22 protein-coding genes and 1 tRNA gene are annotated in these 25,487 nt (G+C 41.2%); 6 read left to right on the forward strand and 17 right to left on the reverse strand.

Going from position 1 to position 25,487, the window contains the following annotated elements:
• Positions 1-6 precede the first annotated feature (6 nt).
• From R8G33_05430 to hrcA, 17 genes are all read right to left on the reverse strand, one after another.
• A complete protein-coding gene (locus tag R8G33_05430) occupies positions 7-363 on the reverse strand; it encodes an NADH-quinone oxidoreductase subunit A (protein ID MDW3095099.1) in 357 nt (118 codons plus the stop codon).
• Positions 364-731: 368 nt separating this feature from the next.
• Positions 732-1,022 carry a hypothetical protein gene (locus tag R8G33_05435; protein ID MDW3095100.1) on the reverse strand — a complete coding sequence of 97 codons (291 nt, stop codon included), beginning with the start codon at positions 1,020-1,022 and terminating at the stop codon, positions 732-734.
• Positions 1,023-1,173: 151 nt separating this feature from the next.
• The gene (locus R8G33_05440; GenBank protein MDW3095101.1) at positions 1,174-1,548 is read right to left on the reverse strand and encodes an antibiotic biosynthesis monooxygenase; all 375 of its coding nucleotides are present in this window, start codon (positions 1,546-1,548) and stop codon (positions 1,174-1,176) included.
• A tRNA-Leu gene (locus R8G33_05445) sits at positions 1,507-1,591 on the reverse strand. Before R8G33_05445 ends, R8G33_05440 begins: the two co-directional genes overlap by 42 nt.
• A gap of 35 nt (positions 1,592-1,626) precedes the next feature.
• Positions 1,627-2,133, reverse strand: coding sequence for a preprotein translocase subunit SecG (gene secG, locus R8G33_05450; protein ID MDW3095102.1), 507 nt, complete (start codon positions 2,131-2,133; stop codon positions 1,627-1,629).
• A gap of 26 nt (positions 2,134-2,159) precedes the next feature.
• Positions 2,160-2,918 (reverse strand): triose-phosphate isomerase, encoded by a 759-nt coding sequence (tpiA, locus tag R8G33_05455; GenBank protein ID MDW3095103.1) that lies wholly within the window; start codon positions 2,916-2,918, stop codon positions 2,160-2,162.
• 112 nt (positions 2,919-3,030) lie between these two features.
• Positions 3,031-4,371, reverse strand: coding sequence for a phosphoglucosamine mutase (gene glmM / locus R8G33_05460; GenBank protein ID MDW3095104.1), 1,341 nt, complete (start codon positions 4,369-4,371; stop codon positions 3,031-3,033).
• A gap of 144 nt (positions 4,372-4,515) precedes the next feature.
• Positions 4,516-6,432: an ATP-dependent zinc metalloprotease FtsH gene (gene ftsH, locus R8G33_05465; protein ID MDW3095105.1), complete on the reverse strand. Its 1,917-nt coding sequence runs from the start codon at positions 6,430-6,432 to the stop codon at positions 4,516-4,518.
• A 47-nt stretch (positions 6,433-6,479) separates the two neighbouring features.
• The gene (locus R8G33_05470) at positions 6,480-7,103 is read right to left on the reverse strand and encodes an RlmE family RNA methyltransferase (GenBank protein ID MDW3095106.1); all 624 of its coding nucleotides are present in this window, start codon (positions 7,101-7,103) and stop codon (positions 6,480-6,482) included.
• Positions 7,104-7,133: 30 nt separating this feature from the next.
• Positions 7,134-7,610 carry a transcription elongation factor GreA gene (gene greA, locus R8G33_05475; GenBank protein ID MDW3095107.1) on the reverse strand — a complete coding sequence of 159 codons (477 nt, stop codon included), beginning with the start codon at positions 7,608-7,610 and terminating at the stop codon, positions 7,134-7,136.
• Positions 7,611-7,630: 20 nt separating this feature from the next.
• On the reverse strand, positions 7,631-10,855 hold the full coding sequence (gene carB / locus R8G33_05480; GenBank protein MDW3095108.1) for a carbamoyl-phosphate synthase large subunit: 3,225 nt from the start codon (positions 10,853-10,855) through the stop codon (positions 7,631-7,633).
• 5 nt (positions 10,856-10,860) lie between these two features.
• Positions 10,861-11,991 (reverse strand): glutamine-hydrolyzing carbamoyl-phosphate synthase small subunit, encoded by a 1,131-nt coding sequence (gene carA / locus R8G33_05485; GenBank protein MDW3095109.1) that lies wholly within the window; start codon positions 11,989-11,991, stop codon positions 10,861-10,863.
• Between the two features lie 145 nt (positions 11,992-12,136).
• Entirely contained in the window at positions 12,137-12,940 is an 804-nt protein-coding gene (gene dapB / locus R8G33_05490; GenBank protein ID MDW3095110.1) for a 4-hydroxy-tetrahydrodipicolinate reductase, read from the reverse strand.
• A 9-nt stretch (positions 12,941-12,949) separates the two neighbouring features.
• Positions 12,950-14,086, reverse strand: coding sequence for a molecular chaperone DnaJ (gene dnaJ, locus R8G33_05495; protein ID MDW3095111.1), 1,137 nt, complete (start codon positions 14,084-14,086; stop codon positions 12,950-12,952).
• 117 nt (positions 14,087-14,203) lie between these two features.
• Entirely contained in the window at positions 14,204-16,126 is a 1,923-nt protein-coding gene (gene dnaK, locus R8G33_05500; GenBank protein MDW3095112.1) for a molecular chaperone DnaK, read from the reverse strand.
• A gap of 153 nt (positions 16,127-16,279) precedes the next feature.
• A complete protein-coding gene (grpE, locus tag R8G33_05505; GenBank protein ID MDW3095113.1) occupies positions 16,280-16,852 on the reverse strand; it encodes a nucleotide exchange factor GrpE in 573 nt (190 codons plus the stop codon).
• A 59-nt stretch (positions 16,853-16,911) separates the two neighbouring features.
• On the reverse strand, positions 16,912-17,958 hold the full coding sequence (hrcA, locus tag R8G33_05510) for a heat-inducible transcriptional repressor HrcA (protein ID MDW3095114.1): 1,047 nt from the start codon (positions 17,956-17,958) through the stop codon (positions 16,912-16,914).
• Between the two features lie 195 nt (positions 17,959-18,153).
• On the opposite strand from hrcA, the gene R8G33_05515 reads away from it, so the two are divergent.
• From R8G33_05515 to R8G33_05540, 6 genes are all read left to right on the forward strand, one after another.
• Complete coding sequence (locus R8G33_05515) at positions 18,154-19,032, forward strand: NAD(+) kinase (protein ID MDW3095115.1); 879 nt, start codon at positions 18,154-18,156, stop codon at positions 19,030-19,032.
• 5 nt (positions 19,033-19,037) lie between these two features.
• The gene (gene recN / locus R8G33_05520) at positions 19,038-20,711 is read left to right on the forward strand and encodes a DNA repair protein RecN (GenBank protein MDW3095116.1); all 1,674 of its coding nucleotides are present in this window, start codon (positions 19,038-19,040) and stop codon (positions 20,709-20,711) included.
• Positions 20,712-20,740: 29 nt separating this feature from the next.
• Positions 20,741-21,136, forward strand: coding sequence for an outer membrane protein assembly factor BamE (locus R8G33_05525; protein MDW3095117.1), 396 nt, complete (start codon positions 20,741-20,743; stop codon positions 21,134-21,136).
• 309 nt (positions 21,137-21,445) lie between these two features.
• Positions 21,446-23,113 (forward strand): L,D-transpeptidase family protein, encoded by a 1,668-nt coding sequence (locus R8G33_05530; protein ID MDW3095118.1) that lies wholly within the window; start codon positions 21,446-21,448, stop codon positions 23,111-23,113.
• Positions 23,114-23,142: 29 nt separating this feature from the next.
• The gene (locus tag R8G33_05535; GenBank protein ID MDW3095119.1) at positions 23,143-23,712 is read left to right on the forward strand and encodes a DUF882 domain-containing protein; all 570 of its coding nucleotides are present in this window, start codon (positions 23,143-23,145) and stop codon (positions 23,710-23,712) included.
• Positions 23,713-24,104: 392 nt separating this feature from the next.
• Complete coding sequence (locus R8G33_05540) at positions 24,105-25,448, forward strand: DUF3179 domain-containing protein (protein ID MDW3095120.1); 1,344 nt, start codon at positions 24,105-24,107, stop codon at positions 25,446-25,448.
• Positions 25,449-25,487 lie beyond the last annotated feature (39 nt).

Genomic DNA, 25,487 nt, shown 5'->3' on the forward strand with positions numbered 1-25,487 from the left:
CCCTGATTAATCCCAATTTAGCGCACCTTTTTTCCATTCATAGATGAATCCAATGATAAGTATGGTAAGAAAGAATGCCATTGCCAATAAACCAGGCATTCCAATATCGCGAAGTGCTACTGCCCATGGAAATAAAAATGCAATTTCAAGATCAAAAATAATAAATAGAATTGCAACGAGATAATAACGAACATCAAATCGACTGCGTGAATCCTCGAAGGCTTCAAACCCACATTCATAGGGCGAGTCTTTAGCTGCTTCGGGCACTCGCTTGCTAAGCAACATACCGGCAATAATTGGCACCACACCTATAACCAGGGCTATGGCCAGAAATATAAGGATTGGAACGTAGTTCTGAAGCATATCTGTAATAATTTTTATAAGTGTCGATTATGCCGCAATCTGTGCACTCTTATGGATCGCCTACAGATATTAAGCCCCCGATGAAGGGAACACAAATTGATGAATTGTATGGGACGATAAATAGGCTAGAACTGAGTAAAATATATCCAAAATGTAAATTTCTAGCCAATTATTACGTTCTAGAGGGAAAATCTAGATATACATCCCGCTGCAAACAAAGCTACTGGAGCATTGATGGAAGAATCACCGTGATATTTGAGGGGTACACCGCGCCACGGACCTAGATATTTCCGCTTTCAGCGCAATAGTAATGATGTGAGCAATATTTTATTATTAAATATTGAAAGTTTATTATTTCAGAATATAGGCTATAAAAAGACTATCAATATATAGACAGCGACAACTGAAAAAAGGCCGGCTGCCATGCATCCAGCCACAATTAATCTATCATCTGCACGGAGTTGCCTGAGCGCTCTAGGCGATGAAATTACTTGTGAACCACTCACACTGACTTCTTTTTGTTGACTTTCTGCTGCGACCAAATCTGCTTCATCATTAGCGTCACAACTTTCAGGCTTTTCAACTGACTCGGGCGCTGGTTTATCCAGAGTTAATCCAGCATCTTCTTCATTGTATTCAATTTTCGGGTTTACTTGCATATTGCCATTTCCTTTTGGGATCACCTGCAGTTAATAAACTTAAAGAAACAATTCAAGCAACACTGTGATCACATCGAAGAATTAAAACATGGCAGGATGGATGGCTTGATACGCCGATAAATGGTAGTTGCACCTTTAGGCGCAAAAGCCGTCACTGGTTATGTTCAGTTATTTGATAATGTCGTTCAACATCTACTGTTGCTGCACCCCAGCGCGAACTACCAACTCGTTTTTGGTGTCTTTCAAATGATTCACTATCTATAAATTCTTCATAGACATGATAAATGTTTTTGTTTGCATCATCCTGAACAACATTAAATACTAAGCAACCTTCTTCTTTCATTGACTGTTCAATATGCAGAGGAAGCTCTTTTTGGATTTCTGGAAGATCACCGTCAGAGACTAGGATATACCCTTGAAGAATAATTTTTGACAAAGCTTCATTCCTAGTTTCATACGTCTGCTTTCGACTCAAAAGCAAGTATGGTGCCGATGGCCGGAGTCGAACCGGCACAGCTTTCGCCACAGCCCCCTCAAGACTGCGTGTCTACCAATTCCACCACATCGGCTAGTTTTTTTACGCTGCAGGAAACAGCTTAAAGAATTACTGAGGAATATCAGACGGTATTGCTTGTTCAGCTTTATCGATCGTATCATCCAACGCTTCTCCAGCAGCTTCAGGGATATCCGAAGCCTGATCTGCTTTCTTCTCTATTTCTTCTTTGATGATATCGAGCATCTCTTCCCCGGTAGCATCTTCAGGCAAGTCAATTACATTTGGCAGATCTGAAGGTGTTTGAGGAATATCAATCTGCTGTTCTTGTGTAACGGACTCCATGACACTCTCTGTTACATCGCGATTACTCGCAAGATAGGCAAGCACAATACTATTCACGAAGAACGCAGCAGCAAGTATTGCAGTTGCACGCGACATAAATGATGAAGAACCTTTTGCACCAAATACTGTTCCAGAAGCACCGCCGCCGCCACCGCCGCCACCGCCGCCAAATGCTGCGCCTGCGGCCGCACCTGCACCTCGTTGCAATAAAACTAATCCAATTAACCCAGCCGCAATAAGTACATCTACTGATACTAAAATACTATATAACATTCGTCACTACCGTATGTGTGTTAAATCTATTTAGAAGAACCCGCAGATACAATCGCATTAAATTGCCCTGCGTCCAAAGAAGCGCCACCAATGAGGCCTCCATCAATATCCGGCTGAGAAAATAATTCAGCCGCATTATTTGCTTTCACGCTACCGCCATAAAGTATTCTTAAACCTTGTGCAATATCGTCAGACTGCTTAGCTATTTCTGATCTGATAATTGCATGTACTTCTTGAGCTTGTTCAGGCGAGGCAGTTTTACCTGTCCCAATCGCCCAAATTGGCTCATACGCCAATACTGCGTTTTCCATATTAGCTATACCTGCTTCATTCACCACTGCATTCACTTGTCTCACAATGGTGTCTTGCATTATTCCTTGTTCGCGCTGTTGTAAACTTTCACCCACACATAATATAGGCACAATTCCAGCCGCTTGAATGCGCAAATACTTAGCCGCCACAATAGCATCGGTTTCGCCGTAATATTCACGTCTTTCGGAATGACCAACAATGGCATATCGACAACTCATTTCAGCCACCATCTCAGCGGATACTTCTCCTGTATAGGCACCGTTTTGATGCTCAGCAACCGACTGTGCACCTAAATACACATTATTTGCAGAAATGTGTGTAGCAACATTACTCAAATAAGGGAATGGCGGACAAATTACCGCATCGACACCCTCTAGACCGTCACAATGGGTATCAATAGCTTTAACCAACGATTGAGCCATTTCAAGGCTGCCGTTTAACTTCCAATTTGCCGCTACAATGGATCGACGCATAAAATTATTAACTAGATTAGGATGGAGCGCGCAAGCTTACCTAGCGCGCATAAGAAATTCAATCAAGGAGGAGTATATGAGGCGGCTATTTTAGCCTTGAACATTATAACCTCTAGGCAGCACACTCATCTGAAACTGCCGAAGCAATCTGCTCAGCCAGAGTACGCACTTGTGGTGCATCTACTCCTTCAACCATGACACGGATAAGTGGCTCTGTCCCAGATGGCCTTAATAATACTCTACCCGTATCAGCCAATTGTGATTCCGCATCACTTACCGCTTCACGAATACCTTTGGATTTAGAAATATCGATTTTCTGCCTAATTGGCACATTCACCAAAGTTTGCGGATATTTACTCATGCCGTGCTTAGCTTCACGTAAGTTAATGCCTTCATCAACCAACACTTCAAGCACCTGTAAAGCGGCCACAATGGCATCTCCGGTTGAAGTCCTATCCAGACAGATTATATGGCCAGAAGATTCTCCACCTAACTCCCAGGCCTGTTGCTGAAGCATTTCAAGGACATATCTGTCTCCAACTGCCGCTCGCAAAAATTCGATATTTTGCCGTTGCAATGCGTGTTCAAGTCCTAAGTTGGACATCAATGTGCCTACTACGCCACCTTTCATATAATTCTTACGTTTTCTAGCAGCGCCAATAACATAAAGCAGTTCATCTCCATCAACGACTTCGCCATTTTCATCTACCATAATAAGACGATCACCGTCACCATCAATAGCAATGCCTAGATCCGCATGGTGCTCAATCACTGCCATGCGCAATTTCTTTGGGTCTGTTGCACCGCACATATGGTTGATGTTTAAACCATTTGGCTCAGCACCTATAGTGACAACTTCTGCACCTAATTCACGAAATACGTTTGGAGCGACGTGATAGGTAGCGCCGTGAGCACAATCAATTACCAATTTAAGATCGTTTAATCGTACCTTTGCATTAATAGTGCTTTTACAAAATTCAATGTAACGGCCTGATGCATCACGGATTCGCTCTACTTTACCTAACTGATCAGAACTGACAGTCGTTAGCGGCTTTTCCATTTCTTCTTCAATGCGCTGCTCGATATCATCCGGCAGCTTTGTTCCCTCTGAAGAGAAAAATTTCACGCCATTATCATAATATGGGTTATGAGAAGCACTAATGACAATACCTGCAGAGGCTCTCAATGTTCTGGTTAAATAAGCAATCGCTGGCGTTGGCATTGGCCCAAGCAAACGACTATTTACACCTGCTGCCGATAACCCGGCTTCTAACACCGATTCCAGCATATAGCCTGAGATACGCGTATCTTTTCCTATAAGAATCAAGTTATTACCTTCTTCGCATAAAACTTTGCCGGCAGCCCAACCCAGTTTCAATACAAATTCCGGCGTCATAACGCCATCACCTACGCGACCACGAATTCCATCTGTACCAAAAAATTTTCTTTTCATGCCCGATTCCAGGTTTCTTCTAATAATTGGTTCACTTTACCCAGCTAAGGTACTGTTTTCTACACAGCTCGTCAGTGATCTAGATAGCACAAATAAAAACGGCTCGCATTTGCGAGCCGTTTATTACCTAACTTAAGTACTTGCCTAGTGTAGGCTAGCCGGACCTCCGATTGGACCTGGCTCATCGACATCTGCTGGTGCAGCACTGCCGCCTTCATCGGGCTCATCATCTTCCCAATCTTTAGGAACTCTAGGTGTTTTACCTTCCATGATGTCATCGATCTGATCTGAATCGATGGTTTCATATTTTATTAACGCTTTTGCCATCACATGAAGTTTTTCTAAATTATCCATTAGAATGGTTTTGGCACGATCATAGTTAAAGTCGATAATCTTCCTCACTTCACCATCAATAGTATGGGCAGTCTCATCAGACACTGTTTTACGCTGTGCAACAGAGTGGCCTAGGAAAACTTCACCCTCTTCTTCACTATAAGCAAGGGGGCCCATTTTTTCGGACAATCCCCATTTCGTTACCATGCCTCGCGCAATGTCAGTCGCACGCTCAATATCATTAGAGGCGCCTGTAGTTACTGCTTCAGCACCAAAGATAATTTCTTCTGCAAGACGCCCACCAAAGAGTGTAGAAATTTGGCATTCTAATCGTTGCTTGCTGTGACTGTATCGATCTTCTTCAGGTAAGAACATAGTGACACCTAGAGCACGCCCACGAGGAATAATCGTTACTTTATACACAGGGTCATGTTCTGGCATCAACCGACCAACAATGGCATGACCCGCTTCATGATAAGCAGTCAGTTTCTTTTCATCATCACTCATCACCATGGATTTGCGCTCAGCACCCATAATGATCTTATCTTTTGCGCGTTCGAACTCATTCATTTCTACACTACGTTTGTTTGCGCGCGCAGCAAATAAAGCAGCCTCATTAACAAGGTTAGCTAAATCGGCGCCAGAAAATCCTGGTGTTCCACGAGCAATTAAATCGGCGCGTACATCTTTACCTAGTGGTACTTTACGCATATGTACTTTTAGAATTTGTTCTCTTCCACGTAAGTCTGGCAATGGCACAGTCACTTGGCGATCGAATCGACCAGGTCTTAATAAGGCAGGGTCTAGCACGTCTGGGCGGTTAGTCGCTGCAATGACAATCACACCTTCACTACCTTCGAAACCATCCATTTCAACCAATAACTGGTTAAGTGTTTGCTCACGCTCATCATGACCACCACCTAGACCAGCACCACGATGGCGGCCCACTGCGTCAATCTCATCAATAAAGATAATGCATGGTGCATGCTTTTTAGCTTGTGAAAACATATCGCGAACTCGCGAGGCGCCAACACCTACAAACATTTCGACAAAGTCTGAACCAGAGATTGTAAAGAATGGCACTTTGGCTTCACCAGCAATGGCTTTAGCTAATAATGTTTTACCAGTACCCGGCGAGCCCACCATGAGTACACCGCGTGGAATTTTTCCGCCTAGCTTTTGGAACTTACTTGGGTCACGCAAGAATTCAACTAGCTCACCGACTTCTTCTTTTGCTTCTTCAACACCTGCTACATCTGCAAATGTGACTTTAATTTGATCTTCACCCATTAAGCGCGCTTTACTTTTACCAAATGACATTGCACCGCGCGAACCACCACCACCTTGCATTTGGCGCATAAGGAATATCCATACTCCAATCAACAACAGCATGGGGAACCAACTAATAAATATATCAACTAGTATTGATCGCGACTGCCCAGGGTTAGTTTGAATGACGACATTATTTTGCAATAACTCATCGACTAACTTCGTGTCATTTGGATTATATGCTGTGAATTTCTTGCCATCTGACCTATAACCATGAATTGTTCGGTTATCTGCTTCTATGGTCACTTCCCTGATTTGACCAGAGCGAACCTCTTCAACAAATTGCGAATAAGACAACTCAGCAGTTGGCTTATTTGTTTTCGTGAAGTTATTAAAGACAGACATTAGTACAACGACTATGACTGCCCATAAAATTAAATTTTTCACCATATCATTCATTCAAAATACCTCAATGAGCACACTGCATCCTTGTGAAACTGATCTTACTATAACTCAAAATCGCGAGCGACCGCATACATCTCTCTGCTTTCTTTTCTAGATGCTTGCGGCTTAAAAGTCGCTACACGTCTAAAACTAGTCCTTAATTCCTGGATATATGGTGCATATCCTTCACCTTGGAATAACTTAACGGCAAAAACACCGCCTTTTGTAAGGTGTTGTCTAGCAAAGTCTAGCGCGAGTTCAGCCAAATACATTGATTTAGGCTGATCGACGGCCTTGTTACCAGATATATTGGGGGCGATGTCTGACAATACAAGGTCTACTGGGTGATTATTGAGCGAACTAACTAATTGAGCTAGTGTTTCGTCCTCAGTAAAGTCTCCTTGTATAACACACACACCTTCAATAGGGTCCATCTCTAGTATGTCTAGGCCTATGACCTTACCGGATGTGCCTGAAATATTTTTCACTACATACTGGCACCATGCACCTGGTGCTGCACCAAGATCGACTATAAATTGGTTAGGATGAAATATCTGGTATTTGCCATCAATTTCTTGCAGTTTATAAACAGCGCGAGAACGATAACCTTCTGCTTTTGCTTTTGCGACATAGTGATCCTTACTTTGTCGACTGATCCAGCGCGAACTGCTTTTACTACGTGCCACTAATTTGTATCAATAACGCGGTTAACAATTTCAGATAAAATGCACATCTAAAATTTCGTATTCTTTTTCGCCACCTGGTGCAATCACAGTGGCTATATCACCTACATTTTTGCCAATTAATGCACGTGCGATCGGAGACGTTACAGAAATTAAATTCTTTTTTATATCAGCTTCGTCTTCACCAACAATTTGATACGTGACTTCATCTCCAGTTTCCTCATCCGCCAAGTCAACAGTGGTACCAAAAACTATTCGCCCACCAGTATCTAATTTAGTCACATCAATAATTTCGGCATTGGAAAGAATTCCATCAATGTGCTGAATGCGGCCTTCAATAAAACTTTGCTGTTCACGCGCTGCGTGGTATTCAGCATTCTCTTTTAAATCACCATGTTCGCGTGCCGTCGCAATTGCTTCAATCACTCGAGGACGATCAACTGATTTAAGCTGCTTTAATTCATCACGCAAGCTTTCTGCGCCACGCGCTGTTAAAGGAACTTTATTCATATAAACTCTTATCTAATTTGTTAATGTGCCAATTGAGCATGCAAATCTTGTAAAGGATAAACATCATTAGAAGAGCCTTGTTTAATAGCCTCTATCAATGCCCACGCACCTGTTATTGTAGTCGTATAGCAAACTTTTTTCTGCAATGCTTTTCGTCGTATTGTGAATGAATCAGCAATCGCTTGCTTACCTTCAGTAGTGTTTACAATTAGATCAATTTTTTGATCAATAATCATATCAACAACATGCGGCCGACCTTGTCTTACTTTATTTACATGTTGACAGGCAATTTTTTCAGATTCTAGAAAGTTCGCAGTCCCATCCGTAGCAACAATTTCAAAGCCAAGCTTAATTAATTCTTTAGCTACTTTAGCAGTTTGCTCTTTATCCACATCACGCACACTAACAAAAACTTTCCCACTTAATGGCAAGTCCACTCCTGCGGCAAGCTGTGATTTAGCAAATGCTTCACCAAATGTTTTACCTACACCCATAACTTCTCCTGTGGACTTCATCTCTGGACCAAGAATAGGGTCAACACCAACAAACTTCATGAACGGAAATACTGCTTCTTTTACTGAATAATGCTCAGGCACTATCTCGATCTTTACATTCTGTTCCGCCAAAGATACTCCTGCCATACAACGAGCCGCTATTTTAGCTAACGGCAAACCAATTGCCTTTGACACGAAAGGAACTGTTCGCGAAGCTCTTGGATTAACTTCCAGCAAGTAAACATCCTGGCCTTTAACAGCATATTGGATGTTCATTAAACCTATCACGTTAAGCCCAAAGGCTAATTTATGTGTAATTTCTTTAAGCGTGTCTTGCAGCTCTTGGGAAAGCGTGTGCGGCGGCAAAGAGCAGGCAGAATCACCAGAATGAATGCCAGCTTGCTCAATGTGCTCCATTACGCCCGCGACGAATACATCTTTCCCATCACATATAGCATCAACATCAATTTCTATTGCATCTGACAAGAAACGATCCAGCAATACTGGTGAATCATTGGAAACAGAAACAGCTGTAGTCATGTAATGCATTAGGTCATCATCATTATGTACTATTTCCATGGCACGCCCACCTAATACATATGACGGCCGAACTACTAAGGGATAACCAATTTCATTTGCCAAAGGCACAGCTTCTTCTGCACTACGTGCAGTTGCATTGGGCGGTTGCAGTAAATTTAATTTATTAACCAGCTCTTGGAAGCGTTCACGATCTTCTGCCAAATCAATTGAATCAGGGCTAGTACCAATAATCGGTACCCCAGCAGCTTCTAGATCTCGAGCAAGTTTTAATGGCGTCTGTCCCCCAAATTGAACTATCACTCCAACCGGCTTTTCTATTTGGCAAATTTCCAATACATCTTCTAATGTTAAAGGATCAAAATACAATCGATCAGAAGTATCGTAATCAGTAGAGACTGTTTCTGGATTACAGTTAACCATAATGGTTTCATAACCATCTTCACGCATCGCTAATGCTGCATGCACGCAACAGTAATCAAATTCAATCCCCTGACCAATTCGATTTGGTCCGCCACCCAGCACCATGATTTTCTTTTTATCTGTTGCTTGTGCTTCACACTCTATTTCGTACGAAGAATACATATAAGCAGTACTAGTTGAAAACTCTGCCGCACAAGTATCTACACGCTTAAATACAGGTCTAATGGAATTTTTCCAACGATATGAGCGCACATCTGCTTCTGTGACACCATCAATTATCTGCGCAATTCGTTGATCAGAAAATCCTTTCTGTTTAATTTCAAATAATTCTTCAGCAGTGAGTTGATTTAATGTTTTTGATTGAATATGTTGCTCCCAATCAATTAACTGTTTCATTTGCGCTAAGAACCAATGATCAACCGCAGTCATTTCATAAAGTTTTTCTATGTTGTAGCCATTGCGCATCGCATCAGCAATAAACCATACACGACTTGGGCCAGTTTCCAGAAGACGTTCGTCTAATTCATGCTCCCAGTCAGCATTGGTTTTATCAATGACAGGATTCAATCCATCCATGCCCGTCTCTAAACCACGCAATGCTTTTTGGAACGACTCCTGAAAAGTACGACCAATCGCCATAACTTCGCCCACAGATTTCATTTGAGTACCAAGTATTGCAGGTGCTTGCGGGAATTTCTCAAATGCAAAACGAGGAATTTTAGTTACGACATAATCTATCGTTGGCTCAAATGAAGCAGGTGTTGCACCACCAGTAATTTCATTATCCAATTCATCCAAGGTGTAACCTACTGCAAGTTTCGCCGCCACTTTAGCGATAGGAAAACCAGTTGCTTTTGACGCTAATGCCGACGAACGCGATACGCGCGGATTCATTTCAATAACAATCAAACGCCCATCTTTAGGATTAACCGAGAATTGAACGTTAGATCCTCCGGTATCGACACCAATTTTGCGTAATACTTCTACCGAGGCATTTCGCATTATTTGATATTCTTTATCTGTCAGGGTCTGAGCAGGTGCAACTGTTATAGAGTCTCCCGTGTGAACACCCATAGGGTCAAAATTTTCTATTGAGCAAATGATAATGCAGTTATCAGCATGATCACGCACCACTTCCATTTCATATTCTTTCCAACCCAGAAGAGATTCTTCCAACAATACTTCGGTCGTTGGAGAAAGATCTAAACCACGAGCAACAATGGTTTCAAACTCTTCCATGTTGTAAGCAATACCACCTCCGCTGCCACCCAACGTAAAAGAAGGACGAATAATGGTTGGGAAACCTACTTGTGGTTGAATTTGCAATGCTTCTTCTATGCTGTGCGCTACAGCAGATTTAGCAGACTCCAGGCCAATCTCACCCATCGCCACTTTAAATTTTTCGCGATCTTCTGCCATATCGATTGCATCTTTAGAAGCACCAATCATTTCTACATTGAATTTTTCTAGCACACCTTCACGATCCAGATCCAATGCACAATTCAATGCTGTTTGACCACCCATAGTAGGCAGCAATGCATCAGGATTTTCTTTTTCAATAATCTTTGCAACAGTTTGCCATGTGATTGGCTCTATATAAATCACATCAGCAGTATCTGGATCAGTCATGATAGTGGCAGGATTAGAATTCACTAAAATGACTTTGTAACCTTCTTCACGCAACGCTTTACATGCCTGAACCCCTGAATAATCAAATTCACACGCCTGACCAATAATAATGGGTCCTGCGCCAATCAATAATATCGATTTTATATCTGTACGTTTTGCCATAACAATTATGCTTCGCGCCTTGAGTCCATTGCGTCTACAAATGGTTGAAATAATTCGCGCACATCATGTGGACCAGGACTAGCTTCGGGGTGACCTTGGAAACTGTATGCAGGAACATCGCGATGCCTCACACCTTGAAGGCTGCCATCAAACAAAGAACGGTGTGTAGGAATCAACGTGTCAGGTAGTGAGTTTTCATCAACTGCAAAACCATGATTCTGGCTACTAATCATTACTCGGCCTGACTCTAAATCTTTAACAGGATGATTCGCTCCATGGTGACCAAACTTCATCTTAACTGTACTCGCGCCGCATGCTAAACCAAATAATTGATGGCCCAAACAAATTCCAAAAGTAGGAATGTTCGCCTCTATGACTTTTTTAATCATAGTGATTGCGTAATCACAGGGTTCTGGGTCACCCGGACCATTTGAAAGGAATACGCCATCAGGATTTAGAGCTGACAATTCTTCAAATGAAGTTTGCGCAGGCAACACGTCTACTTCACACCCTAAATCTGTGAGTATTCTCAAAATGTTATGCTTTACTCCATAATCAAGTGCGGCCACTTTATAAATAGCTTTACCACTGGCAGCATATCCATCTTTGATCGACCAAACACTCTCTCGCCAAGCATAAGCTTTATTGGTAGTTACTTGCTTAGCCAAATCCATACCTTTCAATCCAGCAAATGACTGAGCCCGCTTCAGCAGTTCATCAATATTTACTTCGCCTGTTGCAATCACACCATTGAGAGAACCCTTCTCTCTAAGTCGGCGGGTTAAACTGCGTGTATCAATATTGGCAATAGCGACAATATTGTGGCTAATCAAATAATCCTGTAAAGATTGCTCGCTACGCCAATTAGAAGTTGTAACAGGCAAATCACGAATGACTAAACCTGCAGAATATAACTTTTTTGATTCCCAATCTTCTTGGTTAGCGCCTACGTTGCCTATATGAGGATAAGTCAGAGTAACAATTTGTTTGCAATAGGATGGATCAGTAAGAATTTCTTGATAACCTGTCATCGAAGTATTGAAAACCACTTCACCTTCAGTAGCGCCGTGAGCACCAATCGAAATTCCTTGGAATATGGTTCCGTCTTCAAGTACTAAATAGGCCGGTGTAGCCAAACTCTTCCTCCTGGACGTGCATGTAAAAAACGGGACATCGATGATGTCCCGTTAAGAATTTTGTGTTTTGACTTGAGGCCGTGACCTCGGGCGTTGATTGTACTGCAACTCGTGCTGTCCCGGTAGGGCTAGCACTCAAATAAATTCAAGATAAGCCGAGCACATTATGCATATCATATAACCCAGCGGGCTGATCTTGTAACCAAGTCGCTGCACGCACTGCACCGCGCGCAAAAGTTAATCGACTGGTTGCACGATGAGCAATTTCAACCCGTTCGCCAATGCCTGCAAAGATTACGGTATGTTCACCCACAATATCCCCAGCACGAATTGTCTGAAATCCAATAGCGCCTGGCTTGCGAACACCGATATTTCCATGACGGGTATATTCAGCTTTATGTTCTAAATTAATTCCGATTGATTCTGCAATCACTTCCCCCATACGTAATGCAGTGCCTGAAGGCGCATCTACTTTGTTCTTATGGTGTGCTTCTACAATCTCTATATCGTAATCTTCACCCAGGGTTTTCGCTGCAGTTTGAAGAATGTTTAAGCAAAGGTTTACACCCACACTCATATTGGGCGCAAAGACAATGGGAATTGTAGTCGCTGCTTGAGTAATTGCCTGTGATTGCGATTCGCTTAATCCAGTCGTACCAATCACCATAGGAATATTATTCGTTAGACAATAATTAAGCGCGTCCATCAATCCCTCTGGCAAAGTAAAGTCGATCCAAACATCAACGCTAGGCAATTTACTTCGTTCACTTTGCATTAACACTTTCGTAGGTGCAATACCTGCCACAGTGCCAGCATCGCTACCCTCGTATTCTGAACCAACACGGACTAGCGCTGCAGCCAGACTAGTACTCGAGCATTCCACACAGGCTTGCACCAAGGCTCGCCCCATACGCCCACTTGCACCATTGATTGCGATTGCTGTAGTCATTATTTCAGTTTAGTCCGACCAAAATTTTAGATCTTCAAAAAAGCTTTTGACGCCATCACCCCATCCTTGGGATTTAGGGCTATGTTTTTTACCGCCCGAGAGCAATGAAGTATTAAGCTCTTGCAATAATTCTTTTTGTTTCTTGGTTAAGTTTACCGGTGTTTCAGTGAGTACATGTACAAACATATCACCTTGAGCACCGCCTCTTACGGGCTTTACACCTTTGCCTTTCAGTCTAAACTGCTTTCCAGTCTGAGTCTCGGCCGGAATTTTTAAAGTAATCTTTCCATCCAGTGTAGGAATTTCTACTTCCCCACCTAGAGCAGCATCGACAAATCCAATAGGAATTTCACAGTGCAGATGTTCTCCATCTCTCTTGAAGATAGGGTGTCGCTTAACGCTAACCTGAACATATAAATCTCCTGATGGGCCACCATTTTCCCCTGCCTCACCTTCATTGGCTAGTCTAATTCTGTCTCCAGTATCCACACCACCGGGAACTTTGACGGATAATGTTCTTGGTTTCTCAACCGTCCCAGCTCCTCTGCAAACGGTACAAGGATTAGCAATTACTTTTCCTTTGCCACGACACTTCGGACACGGCTGCTGTATGGAGAAGAACCCCTGTTGCATTCTAACTTGTCCTACACCGCCACAAGTTTCGCAATTTTCAAGTGTTGAGCCGGGTTCAGCGCCGCTACCAGAACATGTCTCACATGACTGTCTTGATGAAATATTTATTTCAGCGTCTTTACCAAAGACTGCTTCTTCTAAACTTAGTTCTAAATTGTATTGAAGGTCTGCACCTCGATAAGCACGATTTTGTCCGCCACGACCTCCTCCTCCGAAAATATCACCAAAGATATCACCGAACACATCTCCAAAATCAGCACCTCCTTGCGATGAAAATCCACCTTGTTGTTCTATACCCGCGTGGCCGTACTGATCATAAATTTGGCGTTTTTGCCCATCTGACAATACATCGTATGCTTCTTTAGCTTCCTTAAATTTATTTTCAGCATCTGCATTATTTTCATTTCTATCAGGGTGATATTTCATAGCCAAACGTCGATACGCTTTTTTCAAATCCGCATCGCCGCTGTCGCGTGAAACCCCCAGTACTTCGTAATAATCCCTTTTCGCCATCTGCAACTACACTAAATTTATTAATTCCCAGATAAAGTAAAGTCCAAAGTCAGACCCCGCAATTATATTGCGAAGCCTGTTACTTCGGACTATTGATACCGCGCTTAATACTGATGCTTAAGACTTATTTTCTTTAACTTCCTCAAACTCTGCATCAACCACATCATCGCCATTTTCTTTGCTTGCATTCTCTGCTGTAGGCTCACCTTCAGCGGCGGCACCTGCATCCGCATACATTTGCTCAGCCAGCTTTTGCGATATCTCAGTTAATGCTTGCGTTTTAGATTCAATTGCATCTTTATCATCCTTGTCTAACACTTCACGCAAATCAGCAATCGCCGCTTCAATACGAGATTTTTCATCCGCATTCACTTTGTCACCCATTTCGCTTAATGTTTTTTCAGTCGCATGAATCATGCCATCTGCTTGATTCCGCACACTCACAAGTTCCTGGAACTTGCGGTCTTCTTCTGCATGCGCTTCAGCGTCTTGAACCATCTTGTTGACTTCTTCATCTGACAATCCGCTAGATGCTTTAATCACAATGGACTGTTCTTTATTTGTCGCCTTATCTTTTGCAGATACATTTAAAATACCGTTGGCGTCAATATCAAAACTTACCTCTATTTGTGGCACACCTCGTTGCGCAGGAGGAATGTCACTCAAATCGAAGCGACCCAAAGATTTGTTCCCGACTGCTTGTTCTCTCTCACCCTGCAGCACATGTACCGTCACAGCTGTTTGATTATCTTCAGCAGTTGAGAACACTTGCGATGCAGTAGTCGGAATAGTTGTATTCTTATCTATCAACTTAGTCATCACGCCACCCATAGTTTCAATACCAAGCGATAGAGGAGTCACATCAAGCAATAAAACATCTTTAACATCGCCGCCTAATACACCTGCTTGAATCGCTGCACCCATTGCCACTGCTTCATCAGGGTTCACATCTTTACGTGGTTCCTTACCAAAGAAGTCTTGTACCGCTTGTTGCACTTTAGGCATACGGATCTGGCCACCGACTAAAATAATATCGTCAATATCAGAAGCGCTAAGACCAGCATCTTTTAATGCCATTTTGCACGGAGCAATAGTGCGTTCAACTAAATCTTCGACCAATGACTCAAGCTTGGCACGTGAAACCTTAATATTAAGGTGCTTAGGACCATTTTGATCTGCAGTAATATACGGAAGATTTATTTCAGTCTGCTGCGATGATGAAAGTTCGATTTTGGCTTTTTCTGCAGCTTCTTTAAGTCTCTGCAAAGCAAGTGGGTCGTTATGTAAATCAAAACCTTGCTCTTTCTTAAACTCATCAGCAAGATAATCAATTAAACGCATATCAAAATCTTCACCACCTAAGAATGTATCACCATTAGTTGATAACACTTCAAATTGGTGCTCGCCATCAATCTCAGCTATCTCAATAATCGATACATCGAAAGTACCACCACCAAGATCATACACAACAATCTTACGATCGCCCCGTTGCTTATCCATACCGTATGCAAGCGCTGCCGCAGTTGGCTCGTTGATAATTCGCTTCACATCTAAACCAGCTATTTTGCCTGCGTCTTTAGTTGCCTGACGTTGAGAGTCATTAAAATAAGCAGGTACTGTAATAACAGCTTCGCTAATTTCTTCACCCAAATATTCTTCTGCAGTCTTCTTCATTTTCATAAGAACACGCGCAGAAATTTCTGGTGGAGCCATCTTCTTTCCATGAGACTCAAGCCATGCATCACCATTTTCAGCCTTAATAATTTTATAAGGTACTAACTTGATATCCTTTTGCACAGCATCTTCTTCAAAACGTCGCCCAATCAAACGTTTAACCGCAAAGAATGTGTTCTCAGGATTAGTCACTGCTTGACGTTTAGCTGACTGGCCTACTAATACCTCGTCATCTTCACTAAAGGCAATAATCGATGGAGTGGTACGATCACCTTCAGCATTTTCAATCACTTTGGCAGTACCGCCATCCATGACCGCAACACATGAGTTGGTGGTACCTAAGTCAATTCCTATAATCTTTCCCATTTTTGCTACTCCAAAAAAATAAATATGTTCAAGTTGTTAATCTATGCACTCATATATGAGGCCAAGCTTACTAATTTCAAGGATTTAATTTAATTTATTTAGCCTATCCTCGACCAAAGGCCTAAAAATGCTTAAAAATTCTTAAATACACCTCTAGGAAGGGGCCTTTGATACCATCACCATCGCGGGACGCAACAAACGGTCGTTCAATACATATCCTTTTTGCATGACAGCAATGACTGTATTGGGCTGATGTTCAGCAGATTCTTGCATACTCATTGCCTGATGAAGATTTGGATCAAATGCTTCACCAACAGGATTAACTTCCATAATGCTAAATTTTTCCATGACCTGAGTGAGCATTTTCAACGTTAGATTTGTCCCCTCTTTGAGTTTGGCAGCATCGCTGTCTTCGACGCTCAAACCCAGTTCGAGACTGTCTTTAACCGATAGCAATTCCATACCAAATTTCTCTAACCCAAATTTATGCGCATTCTCCACATTCCGATCCGCACGTCGCTTAGTATTCTCTAACTCTGCCTGAGAACGCATATAAAGCTGCCAATTCTCTTCAGCTTTGTTCTGCGCTTCGACTAGCGCTTGCTCTATATCAGCTTCAGCAGTTGCTTCATCAGAAGATTCTTTCTTTGCTTCTTGTTCCACTGCAGCTTCAACATCTTCTTGATCAGATTGTGACTCTGGATGTGATTCTGATTGTTCTGACATTGTGTACTCCTACACGAAAAATAAACTGGTATTTAGATGCATGATTAAGTGGGGGCAACTCATTCCGAGTTCAAGGCTTCACTGAGCAATTTAGCTGTGACATCAACAATAGGGATGACGCGATCATAAGCCATACGCGTGGGACCAACCACAGCCAACACACCTTTAACATCCTCATTGATACTGTAAGGGGCGGATACTACGCTACAATCATCAAAAACGTCATATCCTGATTCACTACCGATAAAAATTTGTACGCCCTCGGCACATATGCAGCGATCTAGCAAATGCAGTATTTCTTTTTTCTGGCTGAATGCTTCGAACAAACCACGTAATTTCCCTACATTTGATAACTCTTCAAATTCCATCAAATTAGTTTGGCCATCGACAAAATAATTTTGCGCAGAAGAAGATTCCTCTTCTTCAGCAAATATTTTCTCACCTAGAGTAATCGCTGTACGCATTAAGTTATCCATATCTTGGCGCACACTATCTAACTCTTTAAGCAATAATTTGCGAACTTCTTGCAAGCTTCGCCCCGCCAGGATGTCATTCAAATAATTAGCTGCTTCTCTCAATTCACTAGATGAGTAATCTCTATCTAAATGAATAATCCGGTTATGTACTTCCTTTTGGTCAACCACCAGAATAGCTAGTATGCGTCTATCAGAAAGACTCAAAAACTCAATTTGTCTGAATGCTGCTTTATCATATTGTGGCATAGTCACTACACCAGCCATTTGTGTCAGTGATGAAAGTAAACTTGATGCGGTTTCAACAACACTCTGCTGATTTACACTCGTATCAATCAATTGCGACTTAAGACCAGTAACAACTGAAGAATTTAGTGGTTTCACCTCTATGAGTGTGTCCACGAATAACCGATAACCCTGTGCCGTGGGAATTCGCCCTGCGGATGTATGGGGAGAATGCAAGTAACCTAACACCTCCAGGTCCGACATAATATTGCGTACAGTCGCCGGACTGACATCAAGATCTGACACACGCGCAAGGGTGCGAGAGCCGACTGGCTGCCCATCATTAATATAATTTTGTACAAGCACTCGAAATAAGTGCTGTGTACGTGCATCTAGCTGATTGTCCATTTAATCGACCAAATCTGTTTTCTGCATTAATATCATCCTCAGGGACACCAATATAAAATCTTGGCACTCAAGATCCTAGAGTGCCAATATACACCATCCTAAAATTCTAGGGCAAAATTGGACTGATACCGGATTAACGGTAAGCTGCGCATAGATTGCAAATATACCCACTAAAACCTGAATACTATTTAACCTGTGACTAATAAATTCAAATCTGTCGGCATTATCGCTAAACACAATGACATGCTTGTTTTCGAGACGGTTCGTAGCCTGCATGACTTTCTGCAGTCTAATGATATTCAGATCTGTGTCGACGAAGATGCCAAACATTGCCTTGAAAATACAACGGCCAGCTGTGTTGATATTAAAGATATGCATAAACACATTGATTTAGCCATTGTTGTCGGTGGTGACGGCACTCTTCTAGCTGCCGCCCAGTCGATGGTGGAGCATGACACCCCGATTATTGGCATTAATCGAGGCAGGCTCGGTTTTCTTACTAATATTTTGCCTGAAAATATGCATTATGATCTGAAGCAAATCTTTAATGGCGAATTTACACTAGAAACACGCACCGTCATGACTGCTAAGCACATGCGAGGTGATGAACAATTAGCGGCTTGTCTTGCCATCAATGATGTCGTTTTGCATGCACGATATGTAGTACGCATGATTGAATTAGAAACACGGATAGATGATGAATATTTAAACACCGTAAGAGCAGATGGCCTAATCGTTGCCACGCCAACAGGCTCCACTGCCTATTCACTATCTGGGGGCGGTCCGATTGTTCACCCAAGTGTAGCAACGACATTATTAGTTCCTATTTGCCCACATACTCTAAGTAATCGCCCGATTGCGGTCGACGAAAATAGCCGCATTGAAATTGTCTATTCGACTCACAATGAATTAAATGGCATTGCCTCAATTGACGGCCAAATGGAATCTGAAGTAATTCCTGGTGACCGAATCATTATGCAACGATCGACCAAGCCACTGACACTTGTTCAACCTAATAGCTATTCTTTCTTTAAAGTATTACGTGAGAAGCTAAATTGGAGTCAACAACCGTAAGTATTATGCTGAAGTCACTTCATATTCAAAATTTTGCAATTATTGAAAAACTAGAGTTAGATTTTTTCTCTGGCATGAGCGCTCTCACAGGCGAAACCGGGGCGGGAAAATCCATCATTATTGATGCAATTGGTTTAGTACTTGGTGACCGAGCAGACAACAATCTAATTCGCGCTGGCAAAGAAGCCGCAGAAATTATTTTGGTAATAGAAATAGAAGCCAAATCTAACAGCGCACATTGGCTAAAAGAGAATGACTTCGAATTTGAATCAGAATGTATCCTGCGTCGAGTTGTACGCAAAGATGGCAAGTCTAAAGCCTACATTAACGGTATACCTGTTCCACTAAAAACACTCAAGGAATTAGGCGAATGTGTTATCAATATTTATGGGCAGCACGCACACCAATCTCTAATGAATGTCACCACTCAACGTGAATTAATTGACCAATTTGCCGGGCAAAAACAAAACTTAAGCAAGTTAGCACTATTATTTACAGACTGGCGTAAAAAAAATCAACGCTATGAACAGATCAGCAAAAATTCTAGTGATATACAAGCCACTGTTGAGCTTTTGCGCTACCAGGTTGAAGAATTAGACCAATTAGGATTAGAAGTCAATGAAGTAAGCAGTCTAGAAACAAAACATAAACGCTTGGCCAATGCAGAAGAATTAAAAAAATCTACACTTCAAGCAAGCCATCAATTGAAAAATGATGAAAGCTCTGACGTATACACAATGCTGAATCAAATATGCACACAAGTCAGCGCACTACTAGATAATGACAAAGATTTGCAAGCTACAAGCCAATCACTTGAAGAAGCATTTACTATTATCAGCGAATGCGCAGACGACTTACGCAATTACGCAGATGGAATTGAAATTGACCCCGAAGACTTATTTCAGACTGAAGAACGTCTAGCCAACATCGATCAGATATCACGCAAACATAAGGTATCTCCTGACGATTTAATCGCCTTACACGAAAAAATCAGCCAAGAACTAACATCACTAACACAACCAGAGTATGACTTAGACACACTCCTAACTATGTTGGAGAAAACTGAAAGTGATTATAAAGCACTCGCTAAAATAATTAGTGGAAAGAGAAAGTCTGTGGCTAAAAAACTTAGCACTGATATTACCAAAGCTTTAGCAAAACTCGGCATGGAAAAAGCACGTGTTGAAATTGCTGTTAGTCACGATGGCAATGCTAATCCAACCTCCTATGGGCTGGACTCAATTGTGTTTAACGTACAAACCAATCCCGGACAGAAGATGTTACCACTTTCACAAGTTGCCTCAGGTGGGGAGTTATCTCGTATAAGTTTAGCTATTCAAATGATTGCTGTTGATAAACTAGATGTACCAGTATTAATTTTTGACGAAGTTGATTCTGGCGTCGGCGGCGCAGTGGCAGAAGTTGTTGGCAGGGAATTGCGAACAATTGGCGAAAAAAGACAAGTAATGTGTATTACACATCTTGCCCAAGTCGCAGCAAATGCACACCATCACTACCGTGTTAACAAGCAATCTGAACAATCAGATACAGCTTCTGCTATCGAATATTTAAGCCAAGCAGACAGAATTACTGAAATTGCACGCATGATTGGCGGAGTAACATTAACTGAAAATACGTTCTTGCATGCTCAAGAAATGTTAGAAGCAGGCATTCAATAATATTAATTCAAAAAAAAGATGACCATTCCATGATCAAATCACCACTAAAATTCATTTTAATTATACTGTTAATAACATTAACAGGATGCAGTGGACGACTTTTCACTGTTCATAAAATTGATGTTCAACAAGGCAATGCTGTTGATCCAGAAAAAGTAGAACAATTGCAAATTGGCATGAGTGAAGAGCAGGTTAAATTCTTAATGGGTACCGCATTAATCAATGATTCATTTCATCCCGATCGCTGGGACTACGTTTATTATTTAATCCCAGATTACGGTGATACCGAAAGACGTCATGTAGCGGTATATTTTGAAAATGGAAAGGTAATTAATATTGAGAAAAGCGACATCCCATTGCCGCAACAAGAACAAGTTTCAGATGCAGACACTGAACAAGAAAACAGCAAAGTAGCACAAGAATAAACTCGTCAATCAATCACTCCAACAAATACTTCCAGGCGCCACTAAAGATAAAGACTCGCGAAATCACATCGAAAGTATTACAAATTTCTTGTAATTTAAAAACCACAAAACAGTTTCCCAAACTGTGACCTACTTAAAATTGTAATAACTCACATCGCCGTTAGGTCTGTTTTGATAACAGCTCATCATTAAAATTTACATTTTACGACAATTTTTTACTTTCGAATGAGAATTTCAACAAAGAAGTAAATTGAATTAGCACATAAAGTAACGGCAACAATAAAGCTTCAAAAGTTAAGGAAACTAGAGTTGAAACAACTAGCAGTCAAACAGTGTGCATGGTTAAAATTACTTTCGCCCGCTAGCGCCATCCTAGGCTTTGCAATTATCTGCTTATGGTTCAGTGCGCCTGTGCATGCAGGCCTTCATTTCACATTTATGGGTACAGGCTCTATTCCCCAGCCTGCAGAAATTAATATTATAAACGCCATAAAAACATCTTCATTGCCACTCAAGAATCAGCTAAGTAATTTATACCAATTAAGAGACTATGAACTAATCTGGAGCGATGGGAAACAATACAACGAAAATGCTAAACAGCTTTTTAGCGCTGTCAAGCAAGCACATGAATATGGGCTCAGCGCCTTTGATTACGATGCAGAGTTGTTGCAATCTTTCCTAGAAGCAACTTCAGTAGACCCAACACTATTAAGCAAGTCTGATATCGTTTTTTCACATGCTTTCGTTAAACTTGCAAGCCATGTAAGCAAAGGGAAACTAATTGAATCAGAATTCACGCTTCATGAATACATCCCTTTACTTGAAACTCTAAATGAAGCCGCAAATAACAATGCTATTCAGTTAACGCTAGAAAATTTACAACCCAAACATAGTCCTTATAGAAATCTAAGACATGCATTAGCCAAGTACAGACAAGTTGAACAGAAAATTGATCATCATCATGAGCCATTAAAGCTTTCTAAACGTTCGTACCAAATTGGTGATCGATCTTCAGAAATACCCAAACTAAGAAAGTTGCTGAATAACTATGGCGACTATCGAAATGATGATTTATCTAGTGAGTTATATGATGAATCCTTGATGCTTGCGATTAGCGAGTTTCAAACTCGCCACGGCCTAGATGCTGACGGCGTACTCGGAAAACAAACTGTAAGCGCATTAAACATTCCAATTTGGGAACGAATACAACAACTAGAACTTAATTTAGCAAGAGCGCAATCTTTGCCTGACATATCATCGGGACGTCACCTACTCGTTAACATACCTGCATACAAATTGTATTTATACGATAATCAACATCTTACATACCAATCCAATGTCGTTGTAGGCAAGAAAAAACACAAGACGCCTATAATTTCTTCACAGTTGACCAAAATTATTCTTAGCCCTTACTGGAATGTACCCAAATCAATCACCAATAATGAAATCATTCCTGCTATTCAACGAGATCCAAATTATCTCGCGAAAAACAACATGAAATTACTAAGCACTGATGGAAAATATGCTCAAGTGATTAACCCAAATACGATAGACTGGTTTAATATTGATCAATCAAATATTAACTTTAGAGTTCGCCAAGAGCCAGGAGTAGGAAACTCTCTAGGAAATATAAAATTTATATTCCCAAACCCTCATAGTGTTTATTTACATGATACACCTTCAAGACGCTTATTTGCTTTACCGCGACGCGCTTTCAGTCATGGATGTATACGTGTTGAAGACCCTTTCGGGCTAGCGGAATCATTGGTATCAAATGATCTTGGCTGGTCAAAATATGACTTACTCAATCTATCAAAACAGAGCAAATCTAAATCAGTTCCGCTGGATGAAGCAGTACCTATCCATATTACCTACATGACTGCATGGGCGGATGAGCAAGGAATCGTTAATTTTAGACCAGATATCTACAATCGGGATTCCCAATTGCTGGCGAGCTTGTATAATGCTAAAAATTAAAATAATAAGCATGTATACAGGGGTAAATTTTGGCTCAGCATTCCAATGCGAAGACTCTAGCTCATCTCAATAGACGCAAATTTCTAATTAACGCTTCTGCCGCCGCGTTAGCAGCTTCTTGTCCGCAAATAATTCTAGCAAATACAAATATTGCAGATGACAAGATTCTGTCTTTTGTAAACCTGCATACAAATGAAACATTACAATGTTGCTACTGGAAAAATAACCAGCTAAATCAAGACGCGCTTACAAAAATCAATTACATCTTGCGCGACCACCGCACACAAGAAGTTGCACAGATAGATCAGCAACTTATCGACATGCTTTATAACTTGCATTCATTAACTAAATCAAATTCACCATTCGAAATTATTTCAGGTTATCGTTCCCCCAAAACTAACGCATCACTACACAAAAGCACATCAGGTGTTGCAAAACGCAGTTTACATATGCAAGGCAAGGCTATCGACGTACGCCTTCCCGATATTGGACTGAAAAAATTCCGCGATACTGCCATTTCGCTACAAGCCGGCGGTGTTGGTTACTACTCAACAAGTGGTTTTTTACATTTAGATACAGGCCGTCCTCGCAACTGGTAATAAGCTCCAATTCAAGCATCAACTTAACGATAATTTTCGAATATGTGAGCTACCCCTCAATTCAATATTAACCTTTCCCTCTGCAGTGCCAATAATAGATTGTATATAAGCATACGATCTTAATGGTCTAACGTGAGGTAAAGTAATGATTACAAACAGCCTATTGCACTCAATCGGCATAATGTCCGCATTAGCCACTGTGTACTTTATAAACGGTGAATTCTATTTTTATTCATGTTTATGCACTGTTAGCTTTAGTTACTGGATTGTCTATAATTTAAAAACATTAATGAGCGTACACAAAATAAAATCAAATAAATAACTATCTTTAATGTAAGCTCAATTACTAAACACCGGTCTAGTTAAGACACTATCGTGGAAGTTTTAACTATATGGCCAGACAATATCTTTTATTGATAGCTTTAATCTCTGCAGTTACCGTTTGCTTAGCAAATAATACTGACAAACATAAAGCTACCTATCAATACGCCATTGATCTATACGGCACCTTTGAAGAACGCACCATCGCTCGAGAATGGATAAAAAAAAGAAATAAACCAGATATAGTACCAGCGTTAATACGAACACTACGCTATTTCCCAGAAGACTCTGCCTATACATTACCATTATTAAAGCAACTAACAGGACAAGAACTAGGTAAACGTTGGTTCAACTGGGTAGTCTGGCTAGAAGCAAACCCAGTAGATAGCTATGAGAATAATGAATTATTTTTAAGTCATATTTTTAGCCGAATAGATCCACAATTCGAAGTATTCTTTTATAGCGACATAGAACGAAAAATTCGTTTAAATGAAATTATTTGGGGCGGTGTGCGCAAAGATGGTATCCCCGCACTCACTAAACCCACTTTAGTTTGGCCGCAAGAAGCAAGCTATCTTAAAGAAAAAGATCTAGTGTTCGGCATTTCAATTAATGGCGACACCCGCGCTTATCCTTACCGCATTATGGACTGGCATGAAATGTTTAATGATGTGATTGGCGGAATACCTGTTTCACTAGCGTATTGCACATTATGTGGCTCTGGCATTTTATATAAAACACAACTTGAGACAGACAAACCAGCAATAATATTTGGCTCTTCTGGTTTTTTATATCGCTCCAACAAATTAATGTATGACCAGAAAACACATACATTATGGAATCAATTTAGTGGCAAACCGGTGGTTGGCCCATTAACAAATAACGATATCGAACTAGAAGTACTACCCGTTGTCACCACGACCTGGGGAAAGTGGTTGGCAAAGCATCCAAATACAAAAGTACTAAGCAGTAATACAGGCTTTAAACGTGATTATTCGCCAGGCGTAGCTTATGGCGCCTATTTTGGCAGCGATGATTTAATGTTTCCGGCACACCTAAGAAACGATTCATTACAAAAAAAAGAACAGGTGTTTGGCCTACGCATCAGCGGCGCAAAAAAAGCCTGGCCATTAAAATTATTTGCAACGCCCAAAGCAATTAATGACAAAATTGGCATTATCCCCATTGTAATAATTGGTGATGCTTCGACGCAGACCGTCAGAGCTTATCGCTCCAAAGGGAAAAAATTCATATTGAGCAACGACGGGAAATTACTCGAAGATGATATACAATGGCATCTTAGTGAAACAGAATTAATCGGGCCGAATAATGAAAGTCTAGCTCGATTGCCTGGACATATCGCTTATTGGTTTGCATGGAGCGGGTACTTCCCTGATACGCTTTCAAAAAATTAGCATCCAAATAATTACTTAGAAACAAAAAATTTAGACTCA

It is taken from the genome of Gammaproteobacteria bacterium (assembly GCA_033344735.1).
GTDB lineage: Bacteria > Pseudomonadota > Gammaproteobacteria > UBA4575 > UBA4575 > UBA1858.